We start from the raw sequence: 22,562 nt of genomic DNA on the forward strand, positions 1-22,562 counted from the left end.
TTTCGGTGGTGATGAGGTGTGGGTTGAAGGTGGGTGAGCCAGGCTTGCAGGGCAGCTGTCGAGCCGGCTCGGGCTGAGCGTAGCAGCCGTTCGGGGCGCAGGCCGGGCAGCGGGTCGGCGACGCTAAACCAGTCGTCGGGAGACGCCGGGCAGACCCCGGCGCCGCCGTTGAGGAGCGCTTGCGCTATGGGCTATCGCGGGTCGTCAGAGCTTGATCAGCACCGATTTCAGCTCGGTGTAATGCTCGATCGCCGCGTAACCCATTTCCCGGCCCACGCCGGACATCTTGTAGCCACCGAACGGCAGCGCCGGGTCGAGGGCGCTGTGGCAGTTGACCCAGACCGAGCCGGACTTGATCCGCGGGATCATCCGGTGCACCGCCGCCAGGTCGTTGGACCAGATGCTCGCGCCCAGGCCGTAGGGGCTGTCGTTGGCCAGGCGCAGGGCATCGGCCTCGTCGTCGAAAGGAATGGCCACCAGCACCGGGCCGAAGATCTCTTCCTGCACCAGCGAGTGCTGCTGGTCGACGTCGACGATCACCGTCGGCTTGACGAAATAACCGGGGCCGAACCGCTCGCCGCCGCAGGCGATAGTGGCGCCGCTGTCCCGGCCCATCTCGATATAGCGCCAGACCCGCTCCTGCTGCCGGGCGGAGATCAGCGGGCCCATGTCGACGCTGGCGTCCAGGCCGCTGCCGAGTTTCATGGCGTTGGCAATGCCGGCGATATCGGCCACCACATTGTCGAAGTGCTTGCGCTGTACATACAGCCTGGAGCCGGCGCAGCAGACCTGGCCCTGGTTGAAGAAGATCGCGCTGGCGGCGCCGGCCGCGGCGCTGCCCAGGTCGGCATCGGCCATGACAATGGTCGGCGACTTGCCGCCCAGTTCCAGGGTGACCCGGGTCATGGAATCCATGGCGATCTTGCCGATTTCCTTGCCCACCGCGGTGGAGCCGGTGAAGGTCAGCTTGTCCACCCGTGGGTTGTGGGTCAGGGCCGAGCCCGCGGTGATGCCGGTGCCGGTGACCACGTTGAACACGCCGTCGGGGTAGCCGGCTTCCTGCACCAGTTCGGCGAGCTTCAGCGCGGTCAGCGGGGTTTCGTCGGCCGGCTTGAGCACCACGGTGCAGCCGGTGGCCAGGGCCGGGCCGAGCTTCCAGCTGGCCAGCAGCAGCGGGAAGTTCCAGGCGACGATGGCGCCGACCACGCCCACCGCCTCGCGGCGGATGAAACTGTGGAACTGCCGGTCGGGCATCAGCGGCACGGAGACCTCGACGCTGCTGCCTTCGATCTTGGTCGCCCAGCCGGCCATGTAGCGCAAAAAGTCGATGGCCAGTTGCACGTCCATGACCTGGGCCACCGCGGCGCTCTTGCCGTTGTTCAGGCATTCCAGTTGCGCCAGCAGCTCGGCGTCGCGCTGCATCAGGTCGGCGAGCTTCCACAGCAGGTTCTGCCGTTCCCGCGGCCGGGTGCGGCTCCAGGGTGAATCGTCGAAGGCCTGGCGCGCGGCCAGCACCGCGCGGTCGACATCGTCCACCGTGGCCCGCGGCACCACGCACAGTTGTTCGCCGGTGGCCGGGTTGTGCAGCGGCATGGTCTGGCCGTCGGCGGCCTCGACCCATTCGGCGCCGATCAGCATGCGCGGGGCGCGCTGGATAAAGGCGGTGGTGGCGGGGAGCAGGGTTGCAATAGCCATGACAGAACCTCTTGTTATGCGTGAGGCGAGGGCTTTCGCAACCGCTGTGCCAGTTTTGACTGGTGTTTAACTAAATGATTTTAATAAGGTTTCTTTGCGGTTACGGAAGGGCGGCAGATACAAGCTGTCGCAAATTGCGAATGCCTTGAGACACCCCGGCCTGAACTTATGGGGGCCTGCTTCGTCGTAAAGGGGCCTGTCATAAAGTGCACTGAACAAGGAGCTGTACATTGAAGATTGCAACGATTCTGGGAACCACCTTGCTGCTGGCGCCGTTGTTCGCCCAGGCCGCGACGACCCCGGCCGAGCCGGAACTGCCGGCGTACCAAAGCAGCCTGGCCAGCTACCGCTGCGAGGGTGGGGTAGAGGTGCAGGCGGCGTACCTGAACATCGATAACGGCGCCTCGTTCGCCACCCTGTATTACAAGGGCCAGCTGATACCGATGCATATCGCCCGCGCAGCCTCCGGCGCGCTGTATGTCGCCGACGACGAGCAGAACAGCTACCGCTGGCACACCCAGGGCGACAGCGGCCTGTTGAGCTTCCTGGAAGCCGACCACACCGCCAAGGAACAGCAACTGCTCAAGGACTGCAAGGAGCAGAAGACCGAGGAGCAGTAACGCCTGGCCCCCATCCGCCTGTAGGAGCCAGCTTGCTGGCGAGAGGTCGGCACGGACCCTCTGGTTTTCGCGTCGAACGCCAGTCCGTCATCGCGAGCAATCGAGCGTCGACCGGCTGCTCCTACAGAGGGGGACGGCCATTATCTGCGGTTGAACTGCCGTCGAACGGCCAGTGTCTAGTCAAGACAAGCCTGCCGTGGAGATGTGCCCGTGAACATATTCGAAGCCCTGCGTGAGAGCCATGAACGCCAGCGCGGCTACGCTGCCGAACTGATGCGCACCTCGGGGGACAGCCCCGAACGCAGCGCGGCCTACGCCCAGCTCAAGGCCGAAGTACAGGCCCACGAGACGGCGGAGGAACGCTTCTTCTACCTGCCGTTGATGGAGCACGACAACGGCGTCGACCTGAGCCGGCACGCGATTGCCGAGCACCACGCGATGGACGAGCTGATGGAGGCATTGGACGACACCGAGATGTCCAGCCCGGCCTGGCTGGCCACGGCGAAGAAGCTGGTGGACAAGGTGCATCACCACCTGGAGGAAGAAGAACAGAAGTTCTTCCAGATGGCCGGCAAGATCCTCGACGACAAGCAGAAGGACCAGTTGGCCAACGGTTATGTGAAGGAATACCGGCAGCAGCTGGCGGCCGACTGAGACGGCCCTCGAAGAATAAAAAAGCCCGCGCATTGGCGTAATGCCGATCAGTTAAGGCCTTTTGTAAGTGCGAGCTTGTCTCCGGGCGGCGTTCCGACGAAGAGCTCCAGCACACCGCGTTAAACCGGGCAATACGCGTTATCGTTGACGTTTTTCGCGAGCAAGCTCGCTCCTACAGGGTTTGCGCATTACTTGTAGGAGCGAGCTTGCTCGCGATAAACCCGTACACACACATCGAACCTAGCGGTTGAAACGTTCCACCAGCGAGTACTGGGTGGTGGCGGTCCGGGTCAGTTCCTTGCTCAGTTCGGCCGAGTGATGGGCCTGCTCCGAGGTCTGGTCGGCCAGTTGGGCGATGGTGCTGATATTGCGGCTGATCTCCTCGGCCACGGCGCTTTGCTCTTCGGTGGCGGCGGCGATCTGGGTGGTCATCTCGGTGATGTTGGCCACCGCCTGGCTGATGCCCAGCAGCGCCTGGTCCGCCTCCAGTACCCGGGCCACGCCTTCCTCGGCCTGGCGCTGGCCGCTTTCCATGCTCTGCACGGCGTTTTGCGAGGAGCTCTGCAACTGGGTGATCAGCTCATGGATCTGCTGGGTGGATTGCGCGGTGCGCTGGGCCAGCTGGCGCACCTCGTCGGCCACCACCGCGAAACCGCGGCCCATGTCACCGGCGCGGGCCGCTTCGATGGCCGCGTTGAGCGCCAGCAGGTTGGTCTGGTCGGCGATGCTTTTGATCACATCGACCACGGTGCCGATCTCGTCGCTGTCCCTGGCCAGTTGCGCCACGTTCTGCCCGGTTTCGCCGACCACCTGGGACAGGCGTTCGATGGCTTCACGGGTATCGCGGGCCACTTCGCGCCCACGGCCGGTCAACTGGTTGGCGGCCTGCGTGGCGTCGGCGGTGCGCTGCACATGGCTGGCTACTTCCTGGGTGGTGGCGGCCATCTGGTTGACCGCGGCGGACACCTGCTCGGTTTCCACCCGCTGGCGGTCCAGGCCACGGGAGCTGTCGCTGGCAAGGGTATCGGAGCGGCTGGCCAGGGCATTGAGCTGTTCGGCGCTGTCCTGCAGGCGGGTGAGGCAGGTTTGCAGCCGCGCATCCTGGCTGACGAAGGCGGTTTCCAGGCATGCCTGGGGGCCGTGGGCGTCGCTGTACATCTGCGCGATCAACGGGTCGCAGGTGGACGAGTCGGCCAGTTGCAGCAGGCGCCGGGCGGCATGGTTCTGGCGCTGCATCGCCAGCAGCGCCAGGGGCACGGAGAGCCCGGCGGCCACCGCCAGCGCCAAAGGCTGCGCCAGCCAGAGGCCGCTCAGGCCACCGGCCAGGCCCGTGGCCAGGAACGGCGCCCAGCCCAGCAGGGCCGGTTGCCAGCGGTGCCGGCGGGGGATGGCCGGCTGCTTGCGGTTGAGACGCTGGTAGAGGCCTTGCGCGCGCCGGATCTGTTTGGCGCTGGGTTTGACCCGGACCGATTCGTAGCCGACGATCCGGCTGCCCTCGAAAATCGGCGTGACGTAGGCGTTGACCCAGTAATGGTCGCCATTTCTCGAACGATTCTTGACGATGCCCATCCACGGCTGGCCCTGTTTCAGCGCCGCCCACATATGGGCAAATACCGCGGGGGGGACATCGGGGTGACGGACGATGTTCTGTGGAGCGCCGATCAGGTCGTCGCGGTCGAAACCGCTGATGTCGACGAAGGCATCGTTGCAGTAGCTGATGACGCCATGGGCATCGGTGGTGGAGATGAGTTTCTGGTTTGACCCTAAAGCCACTTCACGTTGTGTAACGGGCTGATTGTTTCTCATTTCCAGATTGCTCCCTGTGTCCTACAAAATCCATCGGCACGAGTCAGAACAATCTTAGCTAAATATTAGAAAATTCCTTGTATAACAATTGGTTGCATTCCCATTCACGAGGAATTCTGAATACTCCCGAACGGATTTCACAGGTCGTTGAATCTGTTGGGAAAGTCTGGCGCTGAAGCAGGCCCGGGCTCGCCGAAGCGAGCCGGTGATGAAGCTTGTCGGGCAAGAAACCGCTTCAGTTGCCGTGGGCGCCAAGGGCGTATTGCAGGACTTGCAGGGCGTGGGTCAGCCGGGCCTTGCGTTTGTCGATGATGCTTGGGTCGCCATAACGCTGCGCGGCGTCGAGTTCCATCTGGCGCAATATCACCTGGTATTCGGCCTGGCGCAGGGGCGGGTTGTGCTCGAAGTGCAGGCCGTCGCAATAGTCGCTGAGCGGTTCCAGCGCCCGTTGCAGGCCGGCCAGTTGGCGCTGCTCAGGATCGGGCAGGAGTTTTTCCAGGCTGCTCTTGATGGCTTCGCCCCGGGTCAGGCAACTGCTGGTGGCTTCCGGCGGGGCCGGCTCGGGGTCTTCCTGGGCGTGGCCTGTGCTGGCTGCAAGGCCCAGCAGGGCCAGCAGGGAGAGGGAGGTGAGGGCGTTCATGAAGGTCCTTGATACGACAGGCGTGCGGGGCGCTATCTTCAAGAGCCAACGCGCGCCGGACCATCAGACACAACTGAAAAAGCCTTGGGTTATTTCTGAGTTTTCCTATCAGACCGTTGGGCGCAGCTTCAGCGCGAGCCGAGCATCCGCTCGATCACCGCCCACAATCGCGGGTCGTTGAAATCCTCGACCACCAGATGCGCGCCAGCGGCCAGCAACACCTCGGGGCTCTGGCTGGTGGCCAGGCCGACGGTGAAGACCCCGGCCCCGACCGCGGCGGTCAGGCCGGGGATCGAGTCCTCGAAGGCTATCCCAGCCTCGGCGCTGGCGCCCAGGCATTCCAGGCCGGTGAGATAGGGCAGCGGGTCGGGCTTGGCCCGCGGCAATTCCTCGGCCACCAGCACGCTGTCGAAGCGATCGCCCAGCCCCAGCACGTCGAGCATGTGCTCGGCATTGGCCCGTGGCGCATTGGTCACCACGCAGACGCCGATGCCGCGTTCCCGGGCGAAATCCAACAGGCGCAGCAGGCCCGGCATCGGCGTCAGTCGTGGCGACAGCTGGCGAAAGCGCACTTCCTTGCGGTCGGCGAAAGCCTCGTGCTCGGCCACCGAGCGCTGCGGAAACAGGTAGCGGCACATATTGGCATTGGCCTGGCCGCTGACATGGGCCGCGAACTCTTCCTGGGTGAACACCCGGCCCTCTTCCTCCAGCAACAACTGCTGCAACGCCAGCAGGTGCAATTGGTCGGTGTCGGTCAGGGTGCCGTCGAGATCGAAAAGCAGGGCATTGAGCATGGCGCGATTCCTGTCAGGGCCGGGGGCTGAAGCGGTTAAGCCAGGCATCGTAGCAGCTGCGTGGTGCAGACGCAGATCGTTTGAAGCCCTGCATAACGGACACTGCGCAGCCTTGACTGGTAGATCACAATCGACAGACTGATGCCTTTATTGTGGAACAGGACAGCTCTTGGTGGCGGCCTGGAGCGCCTTGGCGTAATCCACGTAGGTTTTCGGATCGTAGGGCTCAGCGGTTACGCTAAAGCTGGATTTGCCGTAGTAGCAGATTGATTGGTCAACCACCACGGCCCATGTACGGCAAGCGTGCTGTGCGGCCAGATAGAACTCATGAGAATTTAAATCGCTGTTCTCATCCAGTACAGAGTAGCGGTAGCGCAGGTTCTTATACCAGTCGCGTATGCCCGTTATGGCTCTCAGCGCCTCCTTGGCTGGCTCCTTATCCGAGTCCTTCAAAAAAAACCTCACATTGTTTCAAGCGAGCAATAACGTCAGGGCCAGTTTTAGCAATGTCGATGCGTCCTTTACTCAGCTTATTTACATATGTGGACACGGACACCTTTTCTCCAATTAGTTATAGCCAATCCGGCCATCCAAGAGAAGGAAAGCAACCAGACGTAGTAACCGTAGGTATAACCAGTAACAGTGAATCTGCCGTTTTCGTCGTACCAAGTAACGAGCTGTAATTGCACCGATAGTCCCGCCAGTAATGCGAGTGCTGCATAGATGAAACTTCGCTTGACGTTCCGAGTCCGGTAAGCAGCGATGAATAAGGGGTTTGCTAACCACGCAGAGTAACCGTAGACCATTGACAGTAACCCCGATATGAATGCAAGCCATCCAGGTAAAGTGTCTTGGGTGAGTGTCCCATACAGCCAGTTATCATCTTCTTGATACACCGCTGGTAGTGCAAGGCTGAGCAGGTACAGGGCCATGCCGAAATCGCGAAGTTCGAGGCGTCGCTTGGGCCACTTCATTGTCGTGATGCTCCGTCACCAGTTGTAAAGGCCTTGGGGATGTCGTCTGCATTCTACTTGGCGGTTGTGTTGGATGACCTCATATTGGTGCTGGTAGAGAACTTTAAGGGCGGAAAGGATCAGCATCACCCTCACATCGTTTTAAGCGAGCAATAACGTCAGGGCCGGTTTTAGCTGTGTCGATGCGGCCTTTACCATCAAGGTAAATGTCTATTGCGCTCCCCCATTTTGGCGTGATGTTTATGCATCTCCGCAGACTATTTTCATTCCACCAATCGAGGTTCATGAAGAACTTCTCATTGGGGAAAATATGCCCAGTATCATATGTGGCTTGCCCCGGAAGCACTCCTTCTTTATGGATGTTGTGCTGCGTGTTCCAGATTAGCCGAAGTTCGTCTGTACCTTCTTTGGAGTAATGGACACGTACGACGGGGGTCGCCACGTACCAGAACAACAATGGGAAAACAATGAGTGCCCCAATAACATATCGGGTTTTAATATTTCTCGCATACATGGACACTGGCGCCATCCCCCCATTCTTCCGGTGTGACTGCAAGCACTTCGGCCATGATTGTATGTGCCGTGATGCCCCCATTTGGATACTTGTTGTAGAGTTTCATGCCGATACTAATCGAAATTCGATCAGGGACGTCATCCCATGCGCGCATCCCTTCTACGCCTTCTGTGGCATGAGGTCCTTTGAGCCTCTGGTCTTCTTTGGCGACGAATATCTGTTCTCCCCACCGTCGTAATTGATCTGAAACAATCTGCTCGATCCCAGCACCATCTAAAAGGACGCCTTCAGTGAGTCCTCCAGCCATACCCACATAGCCGTAGTGAATGTTCGACCAAATATCGTAGAAGTAGTCGTACTTGCCTTGCCTGTGGCGATACCTGCCAAATTTTGCATGAATCTTCGGTTTGTGGTCCCAATCACGACCCTGGCCTACTCGTTCAGTCCAAAGGGCCATAGCTGCCGCAACGTTTGAAGCGCCGATAGCTTGAGGGCTGGTATTTCCGATTTGGGCATACCACGGCAGGCCCATTTGCTTGCGAGTCTCTTCCGCAACGTCATAGCTGAGCAGCTCTTTCATCTTCAAGACGGAAGAGTGGTGGATGTTGCTATTCATCTCATCTGCGATGTAGCTCGCCAGCTTCTCCATCATGTTCGGGTGAGTACACCCTTCAGGCCCATCGTTCGGTTCAGGCTTCTCTTCAGATGCCTTAGAGGCCGCATTGGGATCAACCAAAGCATTCGCAGCGGCGGCCTTCTCGGTCAGCTTCGGATCAGCCAACAAGGTCGCCATCTTTTCATCGTCTACCGAGCCATCTGAGCGAAACACTCCGAGCGCTGCGAAGTTGATGATGGCAGCCCCAGGAGTAGGCCCCATGACAAAGCCACCGAAGGTATTGGGGCTGCCCGTGATGATTGTCCCGCCGTGAGTGGTAGGGCTTCCTAAGTGGGCCATGGGGCGGCCATTTAGGAGGATTGAGGGAAACCCTGTGGTAATGACCGCACCACAGCCGCACATGTCGCCGACTCGGGCCGCACCCATGGAGTTGATGTTTATATCTCCGGAAGCGGAAGCAATCGGGGTGGTGCCGTGACCGGGAAGAGGGCAGACATGTTTGTCGCCCAGGCGAGCGGAAGAAAGCATGGGGGGACATCATCCTTGTGTGTTGACTGATCCGTGGGGCTATGGCTCGTTGTAGAGCTTCGCGAGCTTATTCAGGCGCACCAAGGCAAGGCTTTAGGACGATTCTGAAACGTGCTGGCGCTATCGCTGCGATGGCTGATTGGTTCCCTCATCGCCGTGTATGTCTCAGAGTGGAACAGTTGTCGCGAAATTAAACGCGGCTGGTAGGCGGTTGCCTGGGGGATGCGTCCTGGTGTTTCAGCAAGTCCTTGATAAAAAACATCATTTGTAAGCTGGCACGCTCCGTGTATTGCTCAACCCAGCCGTTTCTCTTGCCTCCGTGCCTGGCGCCACCGGGCATGGCAGAAACCATAAAAACGACGCACAACAATAATAAAGCTCGCTAATAAAAAGCTCCGTGGAGGTCCGACCTTGATCAAGAGAACACTCCGAGCAGGCACGTCCAGCGGCCTGCTGGCGCTGGCGGTCTGCGCCGCCCTGCATGCCCCTCCCAGCCTTGCGGCGCGCGAGGCCCAGGCCATCCTCAAGGAGACCTGCCAGGGCTGCCATACCCCGGAAACGGGAGGCGGCCTGAGCCGCATCAGCCACCAGCGCAAGACCCCGGAAGGCTGGTTGATGAGCATCGCCCGCATGCAGGTCATGCATGGCCTGCAGATCAGCGACGACGATCGCCGCACCCTGGTCAAATACCTGGCCGACACCCAGGGCCTGGCGCCGAGCGAAACCGACGGCGTGCGCTACGCCCTGGAGCGGCGCTTGAACACGGTGGAGAAGTTCGACGAACCAACCAGCCAGATGTGCGGCCGCTGCCACTCCGGCGCGCGGGTCGCCCTGCAACGGCGTCCGGCCCAGGAGTGGGAACGCCTGGTGAACTTCCACCTCGGCCAATGGCCGTCCCTGGAATACCAGGCGCTGTCCCGCGACCGCGACTGGTTCGACTTGGCGCGCAAGGAGATGGTGCCGCTGCTGGCCAAGCGTTATCCGCTGGACAACCCGGCCTGGGCCCAATGGCTGGCTAGCGCGCCCAAGGCCGAGACCCTGGTGGGCGACTGGAGCTTCAGCGGCCATCTGCCGGGCAAGGGCGAACTGGCCGGGGTGATGAGCGTCGCTGCCGATGGCAACGACACCTTCAAGGTCGGCATCAAGGGCCAGTACGCCGACGGCAGCCCGTTCAACGGCGAGGGCAGCGCGATCCTCTACAGCGGCTACGAATGGCGCGGTAATGTCAGCATCGACGGCGTGAGCATGCGCCAGGTGTTCGCTGCCAAAGGCAATGCATTGCAGGGCCGGATGTTCGAGGCCGAGCACGACGAGCGCGGCCTGGACTTCGTCGCCGCCAAGCAGGGCAGCAGCCGTTTGCTGGCGGTGCAGCCGGGTTATCTGAAGGCCGGCGCCGAAGCTGAAGTCACCCTGATCGGCAGCGGCCTCACCGGCAAGCCGGGCTTTGGCAAAGGCGTGGAAGTGGTTGAGGTCATCGAGCAGAGCGCGGAGCGGATCAAGGTCAGGCTCAAGGCGGCCGCCAATGCCCAACCGGGCCTGCGCAACGTCACCGTCGGCACGCTGAAAGGCCCGACGCTGTCGGTCTACAGCAGCATCTCCGAAGTCAAGGTGGTGCCGGAGTTCTCGGTGGCGCGGATTGGCGAGGGTGGCGGTTCGACGCCGAAAGTCCAGGGCCGTTTCGATGCCGAAGCCTGGGGCAAGGGCGCCGATGGCAAGCCGTACCGCATCGGCGTGTTCCCGGCGCAGTGGAAGGTCGAAGCCTTCGACGAGCGCGCCAAGGAAGACGAGGACGTCAAGTTCGCCGGCACCATGCAGGCCGACAGCGGTGTATTCATTCCGGGCGATGCCGGGCCGAACCCGCAGCGCAAGATGTCCACCAACAACGCCGGCAACCTCAAGGTGATCGCCGCCGTCGACGACGCAGGGAAATCCCTGACCGGCGCAGGCCACCTGATCGTCACCGTGCAACGCTGGAACAATCCACCCATCCCCTAAGGCGCGGTCCGTGACTTGAGACACCCTTTCGGAATGACCGCGGGCCCCCGCCAAAAGGGGGCCGGCACAGGAGGTTTGCAATGGGCGCTATCTTGAATCTGGTCGAACGCAACCTGCACGAAGTGCAGGTCGATGCCGACCGCATGCTGTTCCATATCCCCAGCAGTTCGCTGTTCGCCAGCGATGCCTTGACCGGCAGCATCATCGATGCCCTGCGCGGGCCGGGCTGTTCTTCCAGCGATCTGATCCAGCGGCTGGCCAGCCAGTACGACGGCGAGGAAATCAACGAGACCCTGCGCGAGCTGATCGCCCTGGAACTGGTCAGCGACGGCTCGCCATTGACTGAGGAATGGACCGTCAAGCGGGTCGAGCGCACGGCGATCAACACCGTGGTGCTCAACGTCAACACCGGCTGCAACCTGAGCTGCACCTACTGCTACAAGGAAGACCTGGACAAGCCCTCGGCGGGCAAGAAGATGGACGTCGAGACGGCCATCGCCTCGGTGGAAATGCTGCTCAAGGAATCCCCCGACGAGGAGCGTTTCACCGTGGTGTTTTTTGGTGGCGAGCCGCTGAGCAACCGCAAGCTGATCGAGTACATGGTCGACTATTGCGAGAAGCGTTTTCGCGAGGCGGGCAAGTTCGTCGAGTTCGTCATGACCACCAATGCCACGCTGCTCACCGAGGAAACGGTGGACTACCTGAATGCCCACTGCTTTGGCTTGTCGGTGAGCATCGACGGGCCGAAGACCGTGCACGACCGCAACCGCATCACCGTGGGCGGGCAGGGCACCTATGACGTGGTGCGGCGCAAGGCGCAGATGCTGCTGGCGCGCTACGACAGCCGCCCGGTCGGCGCGCGGGTGACCCTGACCACCGGGGTCACCGATGTGGAAACCATCTGGGATCACCTGTTCAACGAACTGGGTTTCGCCGAAGTCGGGTTTGCCCCGGTGACCTCGGGCGACATCAGCAGCTTCAACCTCACAGGCGAAGAACTGATCGAAGTCTTCGCCAGCATGAAGCGCCTGGGCCGGCGCTACCTGGAGGCGGCCCTGGAGCATCGCAATATCGGTTTCTCCAACCTGCACCAGCTGATCACCGATATCCACGAAGGCCACAAGAAGGCGCTGCCCTGTGGCGCCGGGCTGAAGATGCTGGCGGTGGACCACAAGGGCGAGCTGAACCTGTGCCACCGCTTTACCGGCTCATCGCTGCCGACCTTCGGCAACGTGCGCGAGGGCGGGGTGAAGCAGATGGAGCTCAACGACTTCCTGTCCCAGCGCCTGGACCGCAGCAACACCGGCTGCGACAGCTGCCGCATCCGCAACCTGTGTTCCGGCGGCTGCTACCACGAGAGCTACGCCCGCTACGGCGACCCGGCGCACCCGACCTATCACTATTGCGAACTGATGCGTGACTGGGTGGATTTCGGCATCGAGGTCTACAGCCGGATCATGGCCCGCAACCCTGCGTTCATCAGCAGTTACATCACTCCGCGCAAGGCCCACTGACATGAAACATCTCAAGCCGATCAATAACAAAGCCCAGAAGCTGGAACAGGCCGCCGACGAGAACCGTATCGAAGAGGTGGTCGCCATGAGTTCGGTGGCCGGTTGTGCCTCGACCACCGACCCGGGCTGGGAAATCGATGCCTTCGGTGGCGTGTCGTCCTTGTGCCAGCCGATGGAGGCCGACCTCTACGGTTGCTCCGACCCTTGCTGGTGGCCGGCCCAGGTGCCGGACATGATGAGCACCTACCCCGACTGGAACAAGGACGCCCAGGCCTCCAACGAGAACTGGCGCAACCTCGGCACCGTGTTCCCTAAAGACAAGTAATCGGTCAGTAGAAGGATTCCAGCATGCGCTTGATCAATGCCTGCGGCCTGGCCGCTTCCGCCGTCCTGGGGGGCTGTTCCCTCAGCGTCCTGGCCGATGACAACAGTGACAAGGCCCTCAACGCCGGCCATGAATACATGGTCACCACCAACTATCCGAACAACCTGCACGTGATCGACCTGGCCAGCGACACGCTGTACAAGACCTGCAAGATGCCCGACGCCTTCGGCCCCGGCACCGTGCAACTGGCGCCGGACCGCAAGGTCGCCTACGTGCTGAACAACCACTACGCCGATGTCTATGGCGTCGAGCTGGACAGCTGCAAGCAGGTGTTCCACGCCAGCATCACCCAGCAGCCGGGGGAGAAGGCGCGCTCGATGTTCGCCTTCACCGTCAGCCACGACGGCAAGGAGCTGTACACCGTGGCCAACCCGACGCTGATGCTCAACGACCGTTATGAGGTCAAGCAGCCGCGGCTGGATGTGTATGCCACCGACGCCGGGCTCAAGGCCAAGCCGGTGCGCAGCTTCCCGGCGCCGCGGCAGCTGACCATCATGCAGAGCGGTGACGACGGCTCGCTGTATGTGGCCGGGGCGGATGTGTACAAGGTCGACGTCAAGACCGGCAAGTTCGACGTGCTGATCCCCAGCCGCCATTGGAAACGCCCGAACTACAGCGCGCCGGACGTGCTCTACGTGTGGAACCAGCAGACCTGGCGCCATGATTTCTCGCTGCTCTACACCGCCGCCAAGTTCAAGGACCAGAAACAGGACCCGGCCAGCGCCGAGTACCTGTACGGCCTGTTCAGCATCGACTTGAAAACCGGCAAGAGCGAAACCACCGACTTCGGTCCGCTGACGGAAATCTACTTCAGTGGCATGCGCTCGCCGAAGGACCCGAACCTGATGTTCGGCGTGCTCAACCGCCTGGCCAAGTACGACATCCGGCAGAAAAAACTGCTCCAGGCCGCCACCCTGGACCATTCCTACTACTGCATTTCGTTCAACAAGGCGGGCAGCAAGATCTACCTGGCCGGGACCTTCAACGACGTGGCGATCTTCGATGCCGACAGCCTGAAGCAGATCGGCAGCATCAAGCTGCCGGGCGGGGACATGGCGATCACCACGGCCCAGGTGTTCGAGCGCTAGCCATCGCGAGCAAGCTCGCTCCTACAGGAACAGCGACGCCCTGTAGGAGCGAGCTTGCTCGCGAAAAATCTAAAGATCGCCGCCGATTTAATTCCCCGGCACCGGGCAGCCGAGGTCGCCTTCCTGGCACTTGAGATAGGTCTTGAACGCCTCGACCCGGGCCTTGGTCAGGTCGGTGGTGCAGTTGCTGTAGATCAACGGATAGACGCTGCCACCGGCGACCCCGGAGGCGGCGAACCCGCACTCCGCATCCCGAAAAGCCACCCAGGCGCGCTGGGCGCCGACCAGCAGTTTCTTGCCGTCCGGGTTGTCCTTCAGGCGCTGGGTGATGCGCTGGTAAAGCGTATTCAGTTCCTTGTCCGCCACCTGGTGCTGCTCGGCGGCGCACTGGTTCATGGCGGCCTGGGTGCTGGCATTGGCACAGTCGGCGGCCTGGGCCAGCGGGGTGAGCAGCAGCGGCGCCAGGGCCAGGAAAATACGTGGGTTCATGCTGATTCTCGCGATGGACGATCAAGGGGGCATCAAGGACGTTTTGCCGGCCGCCCGGTTCAGGCTGGCGACAGCTCTTTGGCCTGCATCCTAGCTCTGACGACGACCGCGTGTCCGTCTTTGCGAAAAAACGCAACTTAAAGGTTGCTCTTCTGCCAGGGCGAGCTAGGGTGTGATCACTGGAGGTGACCCATGAACTCATCAGATCGCATCGAAAGAAAGATCCTGCTCAAGGCAACCCGTTCTCGTGTCTGGGCCGCGCTGGCGAATGCCGAGGCGTTCGGCAGCTGGTTCGGCGTGGCGCTCGCGGGCCAGCGTTTTGTCGTCGGGCAACGGACCCGGGGGCAGATTACCTATCCCGGGTATGAACACCTGGTCTGGGATGTGCTGGTGGAGCGGCTGGAGCCCGAACACCTGTTCGCCTTCAGCTGGCACCCGTACGCGGTGGAGCCTGGAGTCGACTATTGCGCCGAGCCCAGTACCCTGGTGCAATTCGAGCTCGAAGACCTGGATGGCGGCACCTTGCTGCGGGTGGTCGAGTCGGGGTTCGATGGCATTCCACCCGAACGGCGGCTCAAGGCGTTTCGCATGAACAGCCGCGGCTGGGACGAGCAGATGAACAATATCGAGACCTACCTTGGCCCCTGATACCCCTTCCACATCCCTGCTGCCAGTGGCGGCATCGCTGGACGGCTCGGCCATGATCTTCGCGGCACTGGGCGACGAGACCCGCCTGCGGCTCGTCGCCATTCTGTGTGGAGGTGGCGCCCTGTCGATCAGCCAGTTGACCCTCGGCACCGACATCAGCCGCCAGGCGGTGACCAAGCATTTGCAGGTGCTGGCGCAGGCCGGGCTGGTGCGCGACGCCAAGCTGGGGCGCGAGCGCCTGTGGGCCTTCGAACCGGGCCGGCTGGCCGAGGCTCGGCGCTCGCTGGAGGTGATCAGCCAGCAATGGGATCATGCCCTGGGTCAATTGCAGGCCTTTGTCGAGTCATAACGGAAAGAGTCACGGATGTTCGAGTTTTACCTGAAACGCTGGAACCTGCAGGTCGATGGTGCGCCCATCGTCACCCCTGGCAGCCACTTGTTGCCGGTGCGCCTGGACGATGCGCCGGCGATGCTGAAGATCGCCCTCGACGACGAGGAAAAATACGGTAACCGCCTGATGGTCTGGTGGGCCGGCGAGGGCGCCGCCCGAGTCTACGCGCACCATGGCGATGGTTTGTTGATGGAGCGGGCCATGGGCCGGCGTTCGCTGATGCAGATGGCCCTGGCCGGCGAAGACGACGAGGTCAGCCGGATCGTCTGCGCCAGCCTGGCACGCCTGCATGCGCCACGCGCGACGCCCTTGCCGCCGCTGTTGAGCCTGCAGGAATGGTTCAAGGCCCTGCGCCCGGCCGCCCGGCGCGAGGGTGGGGTTTTCCTGCGCTGCCTGGCCACGGCCGATGAACTGCTGGCTACCCCTCGGGAAAAGGTGGTGCTGCACGGCGATATCCATCACGACAATGTGCTGGATTTCGAGGAACGCGGCTGGCTGGTGATCGATCCCAAGCGGGTCATGGGCGAGCGCGGTTTCGATTTTGCCAACCTGATCTGCAACCCGGACCTGGCGACCAGCAGCGATCCGCGGCGCTTCACCCGCCAGGTCGAGGTCATCGCCCAGGCCGCCGGGCTGGAGCGCAAGCGCCTGCTGCAATGGGTGCTGGCCTATACCGGGCTGTCCGCCGCCTGGTTCCTGGAGGACGGCGACGTACCCAGCGCGGAACACCAACTGCAAGTGGCGGAATTGGCCATCCACGCTCTGGAAGGCGCGGCCTAGGGGTTTTGGCAGGTCGATCTATGGCGAAAGGCTTACATGCGCTGGCTGCTATCTCGCCTGTTGCCGATTGGGCGACAGGCTTAATCTTCACCCACCAACTGCAGCGCAGGACGCGCTCAGGGTCATGGATGACCGACCATGTGCAAGGATGCAGCGACAGGATGTCGTAATGGTCTTGAAAAAACCCCGCTTCGGCGGGGTTTTTTTTTCGCCTGTGGAAAAGCTAGAGGTGGCGGGTTTCCTCCGGCACGTTGCCCCAGTTGTCATGGCGCCCATCGGCGTAATGCACCGGGGCCGCAAGCAGCTCCTGCAGGTCGATGTCATCCAGGGTCATCACTTGCACCGCGACATAGTCGCCGCCGATCTCCTGCACATGACCGCGCCCGAAGGGGCGTACGCCGCAATGCTTGCAGAACAGATGATGGGTATTGCCGGTGTTGAACTGATAGTCGCTCAGCGCCTGTTCGCCACTGAGCAGGCGAAAGGCCTTGGGGGCGATGATCGCGTTCCAGTTGCGGGTCTTGCTGCAGATCGAGCAATTGCACTTGTGGGTGCCCTGGCTCAAGTCGATCTCGGCTTCATAGCGCACTGCACCGCAATGACAACTGCCGGTGTAAGTCTTGTGCATGGCAAGGCTCCTGAGGGAAGGCTGGGCCAGAGTGTAGAAGCTGCCCGGACATTAGCGGGAAAACTTTTTGATTAAGGCCAGTAGCCAGTATTGAATGTGCCCTGCTTAGATTAAAAAAGTTCCGATAAGAGCATGTAAGTTCGTCCGTTGGGTAGCGCGAAGGGCCTACCAGAGTTGGTAGGTTTACAAGCGTCCGATTGCAGATAGAGTTTCAACCAGAAGACGGGTTCTGTCCCACTACAGGTTCTTTCTGTCAAAAACAGGCAGAAAGTATTTGTCATGCGGGGTGGGCGATTTCCGGGTTCAGTTCGTCATCAGGCCGCTGCTCCGGGTGCTGCTGTTTTTGTCGTGCAGCATGTTTTGTTTTTTAAGTTCGAACAGCCACGAATACAGTGCGCGTCTTTCTCGTCGTGCCCAACTTATAAAAACTGCCTTTCATGCTGAAGTTCACATTCAAGTGAATCTCTGGCGTGTCTGTGTGGTTGAAAAGCCAAAGGTCCCCGCACTTATGAAACATGTTCTTGTGGTTCGTTATTCGCAAAGCGGTCAGTTGAACGACGTAGTCGAAAGCCTGATCTCGCCCCTGCGTTCGACGCGGGAGGTCAAGGTGCATGAGATGGTGCTCAAGCCCCGGGTCGCCTATCCGTTTCCCTGGCCGGTGGGCCGGTTTTTCGACGTGTTTCCCGAGACCGTGCAGCTCAGCCCGCCAGCCATCGAACCGCTGCATACCGATCATCCCGGGACCTTCGACCTGGTGATCCTGGCGTATCAGGTCTGGTACCTGTCGCCGTCGCCGCTGATCACCGCGTTTCTCCAGAGCGCGGAAGGCAAGCGCCTGCTGGCCGGGCGCCCGGTGGTCACGGTGATCGCCTGCCGCAACATGTGGCTGATGGCCCAGGAGGCGGTCAAGCGCCTGCTGCACGAGGCCGGCGCGCGGTTGCTCGACAACGTGGTGCTGACCGACCGGGCCAACACCTTCGCCACCCTGATTACCACGCCGCGCTGGATGTTCACCGGCAGCCGCGAGTCATTCCTCGGCCTGCCCAAGGCCGGGATCAGCGCCGAGGATGTCCAGGGCGCCGCACGTTTCGGGCGGGCATTGAATGCCGCCTTGCAGGCCAATAAAGAGCAAGCCGAAGGGCCGATGCTGGCAGGGCTGGGGGCGGCGACCGTCAACCCCGGGCTGATACTCAGCGAGCGGGCGGCCTATAGAGGCTTCAAGTTCTGGTCGGGAATAATTTGCCGTTTCGGCAAGTATGGGCAATGGCTGCGGCGACTCTTGCTGTGCCTGTTCATCGTTTATCTATTGTTGGTCATCTTGACTGTCCTGCCTGTTTCACTGGTGTTACGCCGTTTGCTTCATCCCTTTATCCGGACGCGGCTCGATAAGTTACAGCGTTATTACGAACAGCCGTCCGGTTCGCAACTAAATCTTGAATCCGAAGGGTGAAATCATCATGAGTGAATTGTTTGTCTATATCACGAAAACATCCACTTATATGCCGGGAGAGGCAGTGGATAACGATACGATGGAGAGCATTCTCGGGTATGTAGGCGGGCGACCTTCGCGGTCTCGGCAAGTAGTGCTGCGTAATAACGGAATCAAGCAGCGCTATTATGTGCTGGACCCGCAGACCGGTATTCCCCGTTTCACTAACGCGCAAATAACCGCCGAGGCGATCAAGGGCCTGGTGGGCGACGGCTTTACCCTGGACGCCATGGAATGCCTGTCCACCGGCACCACCATGCCGGACCAGTTGATGCCCAACCATGGCGTGATGGTGCATGGCGAGCTGGGCAACAAGCCTTGTGAGGTGGTGTCCACCGCCGGCATCTGCCTGGCGGGCCTCACCGCGCTGAAATATGCCTACCTGTCGGTGCTTGCGGGGGCCAGCCGCAATGCCGTGGCCACCGCCTCGGAGGTGCCCTCGCCGGTGCTGCATGCGCGCAATTTCGATGCGGAAAACGAGGCGCTGGTGGCGCAGATGGCTGCCCGCCCGGAAATCGCCTTCGATAAGGATTTCCTGCGCTGGATGCTGTCCGACGGGGCCGGGGCCTTCCTGCTCGAGAACCAGCCACGGGCCGGCGGTTTGTCGCTGCGCATTGACTGGATCGACATCTTTTCCTACGCCAACGAATTGCCGACCTGCATGTACGCCGGCGCGGAAAAGGCCGAGGACGACAGCCTGATCGGCTGGAAGCTGCTGACCCCGGAGGAGTGGGCCTCGCGCTCGATCTTCGCGATCAAGCAGGACGTGCGGCTGCTGAACGAGAACGTGGTGAAGTACACCCTCGGCAAGCCGCTCAAGGAGGTGATGATCAAGCGCAACCTGTCGCCCGAGGCCATCGACTGGTTCCTGCCGCACATGTCATCGGAATACTTTCGCAAGCCGATTGCCGAGTGCCTGGAAAACACCGAACTGGCGATTCCCCAGGAGCGCTGGTTCACCAACCTGTCCGAGCGCGGCAACACCGGCTCGGCGTCGATCTACATCATGATCCACGAACTGCTGGAGTCCGGGCGCCTGCACAAGGGGCAGCGCGTGCTGTGTTTCGTCCCGGAAAGCGGGCGCTTCTCCGGCGGCTTCATGCACCTGACGGTGGTCTGAGGCGCCTCGCCAAGGCGCAAGAACCCGGTGGCCGGCGTGGGTCGGCCACTGTTTCGTGGTACGCATCCAACTGCAAGGGAATGAATATGGAAACCCTCGAACAACGCGTGAAAAGAGTGGTGGCGAGCGAACTGGCCGTCGACCTGGCGCAGATCGGCAACCAGGACTCGTTCGTCGAGAACCTGGGAGCAGACTCGCTGGCCCGGGTGGAACTGGTGTCGGCCCTGGAGGCCGAGTTCGACCTCACTATCCCGGACGACGCAGCCGATGGCCTGCAGACCGTGCAGCAGGCGATCGACTACCTCCGACAGGCCAGTGAGCAAGCAGTCCCGGCCTGACGCCGGTTCATCGAAGATGCGGCCAGGGCTCAGCTGGCCGATAAGGTTGCCCTGGTCCGCATCTTTCTTCAGCTTCTGTAAGCGCCGTCTCAGGCCTGCTGCCACTGCGCCACGACCCTGTCGACGATCTCGCCGCGCTGCTGGATGGAGTTCGCCGCGAGCCGCTGGGCTTGTTCCACCACCGCTTTGGGCGCTGTCTCTGGGCTACCGGCCGTGAAAGGTGGAGCCGGGGCGTATTCCAGTTGCAGCTGGACCCGCTGCGCCGTTGCATCGCCGAACAGTTCGCCGGCCAGGGTCAGGGCGAAATCGATCCCGGCGGTAATCCCGCCACCGCTCAACAGGTTGCCATCGCGCACCACGCGTTCCTGTATCGCGATCGCCCCCAGCGCCTCCAGCAAATGGTGGTAGGCCCAATGGGTGGTGGCGCGCCTGCCCCGCAGCAGCCCGGCGGCGCCAAGCACCAGGGAGCCGGTGCAGACCGAGGTGACATAACGCGCCTGCTCCGCCTGCTGGCGGATGAAGTCGAGGGTCTGCGGGTCTTCCATCAACGGCCCGACACCGGCGCCACCGGGGATGCAGATCACGTCCAGTGGCGGGCAATCGGCGAAGCTGGTGGTTGCCTGCAGCACCAGGCCGGTGCTGGCGGTGACCGGCCCGCGCGCCTTCCAGACCAGATGCACCTGCACGTCCGGCAGCGACGCGAGCACATCGTAGGGGCCGGTCAGGTCGAGTTGCTGGACGTTGGGGAACAACAGGAAACCGATCTGCAGCGTCATGGGGTATCTCCCTGGAGAAGTTCGAAGGTGTCCGCTCTTATGTGGCTGGACGGTTCGACTCTAGCGCCCTAGGCTTTGGCGAATACGCCAACCTACCCACGATTTACGCCAATCATGTCCCAGACCGCCAGAACCGTTCATGTACTGACTTTCGCCAACGCCCAGGTACTCGACGTCACGGGCCCGCTGCAGGTGTTTGCTTCGGCCAACGACCTGGCGCGGCACAAAGGCCTGCCGCTGCCCTACGCGGTGAATGTGATCGCCGCGGGCGACGGGCCGGTGACCACCTCGGCCGGGCTGGCGCTGCTGGCCGAGCCCTTGCCGGCGCCGGGCACGCTTTGCGACACCCTGGTCATCGCCGGCGGCTGGGGTGTGTACGCCGCGGCGGAAGATCCGGCGCTGGTGGCCTGGGTCCGCCAGCAGGCGGCTCTGGCGCGGCGGGTGGCGTCGGTGTGCACCGGGGCGTTCCTGCTGGCCGCCAGCGGCTGGCTCGACGGGCGCCGGGTGGTCACTCACTGGACCCGCTGCGAGCAACTGGCGCGGCAATATCCGCAGCTGCGGGTGGAAGCCAACCCGATCTTCATCAACGAGGGGCCGGTCTGGACCTCGGCCGGCGTCACCGCGGGTATCGACCTGGCCCTGGCCCTGGTGGAGGCGGACCTGGGGCACGCCATGGCGCTGGACGTGGCCCGGCAACTGGTGGTGTTCCTCAAGCGCCCGGGCGGCCAGTCGCAGTTCAGCGCGACCCTGGCCCTGCAAAAACAGGGCAGCCGCTTCGACGACCTGCACGCCTGGATCGCCGAAAACCTCGGTCGCGAGCTGAACATCCCGGCCCTGGCCGAGCGGGCCGGCATGAGCGAACGCAGCTTTGTCCGCCACTACCGCGCCGACACCGGCCAGACCCCGGCCCGGGCCATCGAGCAGATCCGCGTGGAAAGCGCCCGGCGCCTGCTCGGCGACAGCGGCGTGGCGATCAAGCGTATCGCCGTGCAGTGCGGCTTCGGCAGCGAAGAAACCCTGCGCCGCAGCTTCCTGCGGGTCGTTGGCGTGACGCCGCAGGCCTATCGGGAGCGCTTTTCGCCAGAGGGGGAGTCAGGCTTCCAGTAGTTCCAGCAACGCCTGCAAGGTGGCATGCGGCGCTTCCTGCGGCACGTTGTGGCCGACCCCGGGCAAGATCCGGCGTTGGTAAGGGCCGGTGAACAGGCCGATGTCTTCGTCCTCTTCGCTCGCCGGGCCGACCCCGTCATCGCCGCCGCACAACGAGAGGGTCGGCACGCGGATCGGCGGCTGCTGCGCCAGGGCCTGCTCGATGTGTTCCAGGCTCGGGTCGCCCGGCGCGTACATGAAGCGATGCCGGTAGGAGTGGATCACCACCTCGACGAAGTCCGGGTTGTCGAACGATGGCGCGCTCAGATCATAGAGTTCGCGGCCGCGATCCCAGGTCGGCGACCACAGTCGCCACAGCAGTGCGCACAGTTCGCGGCGGTTGGCGGTCAGGCCGTCGACCCCGCGTTGGGTGTGGAAATAGTACTGATACCAGAGCCGGTGCTCGGTCTCGGGCGGTCGCGGCTGGGTCGAGCGGGCAATGTCCTGGATGTTGTAGCCGTCGGCGCTCACCAGGCAGCGCACCCGCTCCGGCCACAGGGCCGCGACGATGCAGGCGGCGCGACCGCCCCAATCGAAACCGGCGAGGGCGGCCCGGGGGATCTCCAGGGCGTCCATCAGGTCCAGCAGGTCCTGGGCCAGCGCCGCCTGTTGCCCGGAACGCAGGATGTCCGGGCCGGCGAAACGGGTCGGGCCGTAGCCGCGCAGGTACGGCACGATCACCCGATAGCCGCGCGCCGCCAGCTCGGGGGCGATCTCGTCGTAACAGCGAGGGTCGTAGGGAAAACCATGCAACAGAATCACCGGCTCGCCGTCGGCGGGGCCGTGGTGTTCGTAGGCGACACGCAAGGACGGGGTCTGGATGTACTGGACAGAGAGCGAGCTGTTCATGACGGATCCGGCGACAGGGAAAACAGCAACCTTAGCTCAAACTGCATGCCTGGTCAGTGTTGGGCCAGGACCTCGTTCGTGGGCT

At 62.3% G+C, this 22,562-nt stretch carries 24 protein-coding genes and 2 pseudogenes; 13 read left to right on the forward strand and 13 right to left on the reverse strand.

Annotated elements, in window-relative coordinates; all coding sequences use genetic code 11:
- Positions 1-204: 204 nt before the first annotated feature.
- Complete coding sequence (locus AC07Y9_RS23275; protein ID WP_102680853.1) at positions 205-1,695, reverse strand: aldehyde dehydrogenase family protein; 1,491 nt, start codon at positions 1,693-1,695, stop codon at positions 205-207.
- A gap of 230 nt (positions 1,696-1,925) precedes the next feature.
- Here AC07Y9_RS23275 and AC07Y9_RS23280 point away from each other — a divergent pair, with 230 nt between their 5' ends.
- Both AC07Y9_RS23280 and AC07Y9_RS23285 read left to right on the forward strand, forming a co-directional pair.
- Complete coding sequence (locus AC07Y9_RS23280; protein WP_102680852.1) at positions 1,926-2,315, forward strand: MliC family protein; 390 nt, start codon at positions 1,926-1,928, stop codon at positions 2,313-2,315.
- A gap of 210 nt (positions 2,316-2,525) precedes the next feature.
- Positions 2,526-2,969, forward strand: a complete 444-nt coding sequence (locus AC07Y9_RS23285) for a hemerythrin domain-containing protein (RefSeq protein ID WP_009044849.1) — start codon at positions 2,526-2,528, stop codon at positions 2,967-2,969.
- 240 nt (positions 2,970-3,209) lie between these two features.
- Here AC07Y9_RS23285 and AC07Y9_RS23290 read toward each other — a convergent pair.
- The 8 genes and pseudogenes from AC07Y9_RS23290 to AC07Y9_RS23325 all read right to left on the reverse strand — a co-directional run.
- A pseudogene (locus AC07Y9_RS23290) lies at positions 3,210-4,154 on the reverse strand (methyl-accepting chemotaxis protein); the annotation flags it as partial.
- 354 nt (positions 4,155-4,508) lie between these two features.
- Positions 4,509-4,775, reverse strand: a pseudogene (locus AC07Y9_RS23295) (PAS domain-containing protein); the annotation flags it as partial.
- A gap of 235 nt (positions 4,776-5,010) precedes the next feature.
- Positions 5,011-5,415, reverse strand: coding sequence for a DUF1090 family protein (locus AC07Y9_RS23300; RefSeq protein ID WP_102680850.1), 405 nt, complete (start codon positions 5,413-5,415; stop codon positions 5,011-5,013).
- Between the two features lie 128 nt (positions 5,416-5,543).
- Positions 5,544-6,209: an HAD family hydrolase gene (locus AC07Y9_RS23305; protein ID WP_102680849.1), complete on the reverse strand. Its 666-nt coding sequence runs from the start codon at positions 6,207-6,209 to the stop codon at positions 5,544-5,546.
- A gap of 147 nt (positions 6,210-6,356) precedes the next feature.
- Positions 6,357-6,662, reverse strand: a complete 306-nt coding sequence (locus tag AC07Y9_RS23310) for a hypothetical protein (protein ID WP_146021802.1) — start codon at positions 6,660-6,662, stop codon at positions 6,357-6,359.
- 77 nt (positions 6,663-6,739) lie between these two features.
- Positions 6,740-7,183 (reverse strand): hypothetical protein, encoded by a 444-nt coding sequence (locus tag AC07Y9_RS23315; protein WP_146021801.1) that lies wholly within the window; start codon positions 7,181-7,183, stop codon positions 6,740-6,742.
- A gap of 103 nt (positions 7,184-7,286) precedes the next feature.
- Positions 7,287-7,697 (reverse strand): hypothetical protein, encoded by a 411-nt coding sequence (locus AC07Y9_RS23320; protein WP_102680847.1) that lies wholly within the window; start codon positions 7,695-7,697, stop codon positions 7,287-7,289.
- A complete protein-coding gene (locus AC07Y9_RS23325) occupies positions 7,678-8,841 on the reverse strand; it encodes a polymorphic toxin type 44 domain-containing protein (protein ID WP_102680846.1) in 1,164 nt (387 codons plus the stop codon). Before AC07Y9_RS23325 ends, AC07Y9_RS23320 begins: the two co-directional genes overlap by 20 nt.
- Before the next feature lie 414 nt (positions 8,842-9,255).
- Here AC07Y9_RS23325 and peaA point away from each other — a divergent pair, with 414 nt between their 5' ends.
- The 4 genes from peaA (at position 9,256) to peaD (ending at position 13,823) form a co-directional block, all read left to right on the forward strand.
- Complete coding sequence (gene peaA, locus AC07Y9_RS23330) at positions 9,256-10,836, forward strand: quinohemoprotein amine dehydrogenase subunit alpha (protein ID WP_102680863.1); 1,581 nt, start codon at positions 9,256-9,258, stop codon at positions 10,834-10,836.
- 80 nt (positions 10,837-10,916) lie between these two features.
- Entirely contained in the window at positions 10,917-12,350 is a 1,434-nt protein-coding gene (gene peaB / locus AC07Y9_RS23335; protein ID WP_102680845.1) for a quinohemoprotein amine dehydrogenase maturation protein, read from the forward strand.
- A 1-nt stretch (position 12,351) separates the two neighbouring features.
- The gene (gene qhpC, locus AC07Y9_RS23340) at positions 12,352-12,675 is read left to right on the forward strand and encodes a quinohemoprotein amine dehydrogenase subunit gamma (RefSeq protein WP_007921889.1); all 324 of its coding nucleotides are present in this window, start codon (positions 12,352-12,354) and stop codon (positions 12,673-12,675) included.
- 23 nt (positions 12,676-12,698) lie between these two features.
- Complete coding sequence (gene peaD / locus AC07Y9_RS23345; RefSeq protein WP_102680844.1) at positions 12,699-13,823, forward strand: quinohemoprotein amine dehydrogenase subunit beta; 1,125 nt, start codon at positions 12,699-12,701, stop codon at positions 13,821-13,823.
- Positions 13,824-13,910: 87 nt separating this feature from the next.
- Here the strand turns inward: peaD and AC07Y9_RS23350 are convergent, their stop codons facing one another.
- Positions 13,911-14,312 carry a lysozyme inhibitor LprI family protein gene (locus AC07Y9_RS23350; RefSeq protein WP_087091777.1) on the reverse strand — a complete coding sequence of 134 codons (402 nt, stop codon included), beginning with the start codon at positions 14,310-14,312 and terminating at the stop codon, positions 13,911-13,913.
- A gap of 192 nt (positions 14,313-14,504) precedes the next feature.
- Here AC07Y9_RS23350 and AC07Y9_RS23355 point away from each other — a divergent pair, with 192 nt between their 5' ends.
- Genes AC07Y9_RS23355 through AC07Y9_RS23365 form a run of 3 tightly spaced genes read left to right on the forward strand, consistent with a single transcriptional unit; the run spans position 14,505 to position 16,131 of the window.
- The gene (locus tag AC07Y9_RS23355; protein WP_087091775.1) at positions 14,505-14,960 is read left to right on the forward strand and encodes an SRPBCC family protein; all 456 of its coding nucleotides are present in this window, start codon (positions 14,505-14,507) and stop codon (positions 14,958-14,960) included.
- Positions 14,950-15,309: an ArsR/SmtB family transcription factor gene (locus tag AC07Y9_RS23360; protein ID WP_102680843.1), complete on the forward strand. Its 360-nt coding sequence runs from the start codon at positions 14,950-14,952 to the stop codon at positions 15,307-15,309. The genes AC07Y9_RS23355 and AC07Y9_RS23360 overlap by 11 nt, the downstream gene beginning before the upstream one ends.
- A gap of 15 nt (positions 15,310-15,324) precedes the next feature.
- On the forward strand, positions 15,325-16,131 hold the full coding sequence (locus AC07Y9_RS23365) for an aminoglycoside phosphotransferase family protein (protein ID WP_102680842.1): 807 nt from the start codon (positions 15,325-15,327) through the stop codon (positions 16,129-16,131).
- 223 nt (positions 16,132-16,354) lie between these two features.
- Here AC07Y9_RS23365 and AC07Y9_RS23370 read toward each other — a convergent pair whose 3' ends face one another.
- Complete coding sequence (locus AC07Y9_RS23370) at positions 16,355-16,759, reverse strand: GFA family protein (RefSeq protein ID WP_053262038.1); 405 nt, start codon at positions 16,757-16,759, stop codon at positions 16,355-16,357.
- A 508-nt stretch (positions 16,760-17,267) separates the two neighbouring features.
- Here AC07Y9_RS23370 and darA point away from each other — a divergent pair.
- The 3 genes from darA (at position 17,268) to darC (ending at position 19,706) form a co-directional block, all read left to right on the forward strand.
- Positions 17,268-18,209, forward strand: coding sequence for a 2-hexyl, 5-propylresorcinol biosynthesis aromatase DarA (gene darA, locus AC07Y9_RS23375; protein WP_102680841.1), 942 nt, complete (start codon positions 17,268-17,270; stop codon positions 18,207-18,209).
- 7 nt (positions 18,210-18,216) lie between these two features.
- The gene (gene darB / locus AC07Y9_RS23380; protein WP_007921929.1) at positions 18,217-19,368 is read left to right on the forward strand and encodes a beta-ketoacyl synthase DarB; all 1,152 of its coding nucleotides are present in this window, start codon (positions 18,217-18,219) and stop codon (positions 19,366-19,368) included.
- Positions 19,369-19,448: 80 nt separating this feature from the next.
- Entirely contained in the window at positions 19,449-19,706 is a 258-nt protein-coding gene (darC, locus tag AC07Y9_RS23385; RefSeq protein WP_146021800.1) for a 2-hexyl-5-propylresorcinol biosynthesis acyl carrier protein DarC, read from the forward strand.
- Positions 19,707-19,795: 89 nt separating this feature from the next.
- On the opposite strand, the gene inhA is transcribed toward darC, so the two are convergent.
- Positions 19,796-20,482 (reverse strand): isonitrile hydratase, encoded by a 687-nt coding sequence (inhA, locus tag AC07Y9_RS23390; protein ID WP_102680840.1) that lies wholly within the window; start codon positions 20,480-20,482, stop codon positions 19,796-19,798.
- A 114-nt stretch (positions 20,483-20,596) separates the two neighbouring features.
- On the opposite strand from inhA, the gene AC07Y9_RS23395 reads away from it, so the two are divergent.
- The gene (locus AC07Y9_RS23395) at positions 20,597-21,589 is read left to right on the forward strand and encodes a GlxA family transcriptional regulator (protein WP_102680839.1); all 993 of its coding nucleotides are present in this window, start codon (positions 20,597-20,599) and stop codon (positions 21,587-21,589) included.
- Here AC07Y9_RS23395 and AC07Y9_RS23400 read toward each other — a convergent pair.
- Entirely contained in the window at positions 21,575-22,477 is a 903-nt protein-coding gene (locus AC07Y9_RS23400; protein ID WP_102680838.1) for an alpha/beta fold hydrolase, read from the reverse strand. The genes AC07Y9_RS23395 and AC07Y9_RS23400 overlap by 15 nt on opposite strands.
- Between the last annotated feature and the right edge of the window lie 85 nt (positions 22,478-22,562).

The sequence above is a fragment of the Pseudomonas sp. GW456-L12 genome (assembly GCF_059424045.1).